This is a genomic window from Nitrosomonas sp. Nm34, assembly GCF_900113925.1.
Lineage (GTDB): Bacteria > Pseudomonadota > Gammaproteobacteria > Burkholderiales > Nitrosomonadaceae > Nitrosomonas.
Genome location: NZ_FORD01000119.1, coordinates 1 through 3,042, shown reverse-complemented (window position 1 = coordinate 3,042; position 3,042 = coordinate 1). Strand labels below are relative to the sequence as shown.

Sequence of the window (3,042 nt, the reverse complement as noted above, 5' to 3'; positions counted from 1 at the left end):
GCGGCGCTGCCTATCCTGAACAGAAAATAAGCTTATGGCTGAGAACATTCAAAAAGTCATTCTGTCTGCTGATGATCAAACGCGTGCTGCGTTTGAGTCGTTTCAGCGCAATCTCAGAAGCGCTAAAGATCAAGCAGATGAGATGAATAAATCCGCCTCCAGTCTTGCGCGTGGGCTTGATTTGATAAAAACAGGCGTCGTTGGTCTGGTTGCTGGACTTGGCACTATTAATCTAATCAGCCTTTCGAGTGAGGCGGCAACCCTGTCACAGCGTTACGATGAGCTAGGCATTGTAATGCGTACTGTTGGCAATAATGCCGGGTTGTCAGCTCAGGAAATTGAAGAAACGGCCCGGGCAGTGCAAAAAGCCGGAATTTCAATGGTTGAGTCGAGATCGGTTGTCTCTCAGTTAATTACGTCCAATATCGATCTTGCAAAAGCTACGCAGCTAGCAAGGGCGGCGCAGGATGCCGCGGTAATTGGTCAAATCAATTCGTCTGAAGCTCTAGAGAGATTAATTCATGGCATCACCTCAGCCCAGATTGAGGTTTTGCGCGGCATCGGGATTAATGTCAACTTTGAGAACAGCTACAAAGAGCTTGCGGATCAGCTTGGCGTAACCACTGCTGAGCTATCCGAGCAGCAAAAAATGCAGGCTCGCGTCAATATTGTTCTGGAAGAAGCGGTCAAAAATACCGGCGTGTATGAGGCGTCATTAGGTAATGCCGGAAAAATGATGCGATCAACACAGCGCTTATCTGACGATCTTAAAACCAAGATCGGCGGACTGTTTGATCAGGTTTCGCTTTATGCGGTAACGCAATACAGCAATACGCTTAAATCGCTGAATAAGACCATTGATGAGCTCGCTGCATCAGGCGATATCGAGCGGTGGGGAGACAATATTGCGCGTGTGTTTGCGTTCATTATGGACTCAGGCAACGCAGTCATCTCTACTTTCAAGCTGATTGGCTACGGCATCTCCACCACGATTGAGCAGACTGCCGCATTGCTCAAGGGCGATTTTGGCAAAATCGGAGAGCTGGACAAATCCTATAGCCGGATGTTCTCTGATGAGATCAGCGGGCTCACCAGAAACCGCGATGAGCTGGAAAAAAATATTCAAGCAAGGAAACTCTTAAACAAGTTCCTTGATGACGAACAGGACAAGGAAGCCAAAGTAACAAACGGCAGAAATCAGCTTGCATCTGCTACCAATAACCTGACGGCATCAACCAAAAAAACGGTTGACGAAGGGCAGCGATATCTTCAGCAATTACGCGATCAGTTGGATGTAATCGGCAAGAGTGAAAGCGAAGTACTAAGCCTTCGTGCGGCTAAACTTGGTGTGGCCGATGCGGCAAAACCGCTAATTGACGCAATCGACAAGGAAAACAGGGCGCTTAAAGCTCAGCAAATTCAGATCGATTCGATCACCAAGAACCTGCAACGCTATCAGCAAATCACCGAAAGCGTTCTAACGGATCAGGAAAAATACAACAGACAGGTTCAAATCCTCAATGAGGCACGCAATGCTACCGATGGAACCGCGATCAGTCAGGAAACCTACAATCGAGCGTTAAAACAGGCTGAGGAGCAATTTCTTAAGACGGGCAAGGCCGGCCGGGACGCATTGGATGAAATATCCCAATTCTCTATCCAGGCGCAACGTAATCTGCAGAACGCGCTAGGGGATGCGCTATTTGATGGTATCAATGGACGCTTCGGTGACATGGTCGATGGTTTTGCGCGCGCGATTCAGCAAATGTTGGCTCAGGCATTAGCTGCGGATATCTGGGGGGCGCTGTTTAATAAGCCGACCGGCAACCTTGCGGCATTGAGTAATGTGTTTGGGTTTTCAGGCAATGCTTCAGCTGGATCGAGTAGCTCGGGAATACTTGATATCGCCAGCATGGGATCGAATGCCGCGAGTTTTATTAGAACAGGGTTCGGATTCACCAAGCTTGTAGGTAACGGCCTGTCAGCTATAGGTGGCAGCAGTTCGCTTGGTTCGTTTGGCGCAGGCATGGCAGGAGGATCAGAAGGCGCAGCCTTTATCGCAGCTGAAAGCGCGGCTTCTGGCGCTGGTTCTGCTGCTGGAATGGGGTCAACCTTTGCATCCTATGCGGGACCACTGGCAGCAGCTGGAGCCGGCATCTTTGGCGGATCCTTAATTGCAGGCAACAAAAAGGTTGGCCCTATGACCGGGACTATGTCATCAGCAAGTGGCGCAGCATTGGGCGCGGCTATTGGCTCAGTCGTTCCAGGAATCGGCACAGCGATCGGGGCTTTTGTCGGCGGCATACTTGGCGGGGCTGTGAATGCGCTATTCGGTAGGGGGCCATTGAAGCAGAAGGAAACCATTCTGGATGCCACCGTAGACACAGATGGAATCGAGAGCGGCGCATTGCGTACCAACTTCAAAGCGAAGGGCGGGGTATTCCGTAGTGACAAGCATGATTTCATAAGTAGCGATTTAATCACTAGTGAATTCAGTACGGATAATAAAAAGCTTAGCGACTACGAGGAAAGCCTGTCTCAGGTTTCCAAGGCGATTGTCAAACAGATCAATGAGACTGTGAGCGGCGTTTCCAAGTCAGTCTACAGCATGGCTGATAGCTTGGAGCTGAGCAAGCAACCTCTTGATGATTTCAGCACACAGATCCAGATCGCATCCAAAAGCGGCGAGGCCTTGACTGAGGAACAGATAGGCCAGGAACTAAACCGCATTACAGATGAGATGGTAACGGCACTGGTTCCAGGCATAGCAGAGCTGGGGCGCACGGGTGAAACGACATTGCAGACATTAACCAGACTGGGAGCAGAATTTGAAAGCCTGGAGAATGCAGCTGCTGTACTGACAGGATCAGCCAGGGAAGCAAATGAGGCGGTGAAAGAGCTGACGTTCGAGCAGAGAACCGACCTGGTTAATCGAGCTGGTGGCACTGATGTATTGAACGGTCAGATTGGTTTCTTTGCATCTAATTTCCTGGCTCCTGATGAGCAATATAAAGTCAGCTTCGATTTCCTGAATGATGAGCT

At 49.7% G+C, this 3,042-nt stretch carries 1 pseudogene; it reads left to right on the top strand.

What is annotated here, in order from left to right:
* Window positions 1-34: 34 nt before the first annotated feature.
* Window positions 35-3,042: pseudogene (locus BM283_RS17475) on the top strand (hypothetical protein); the annotation flags it as partial.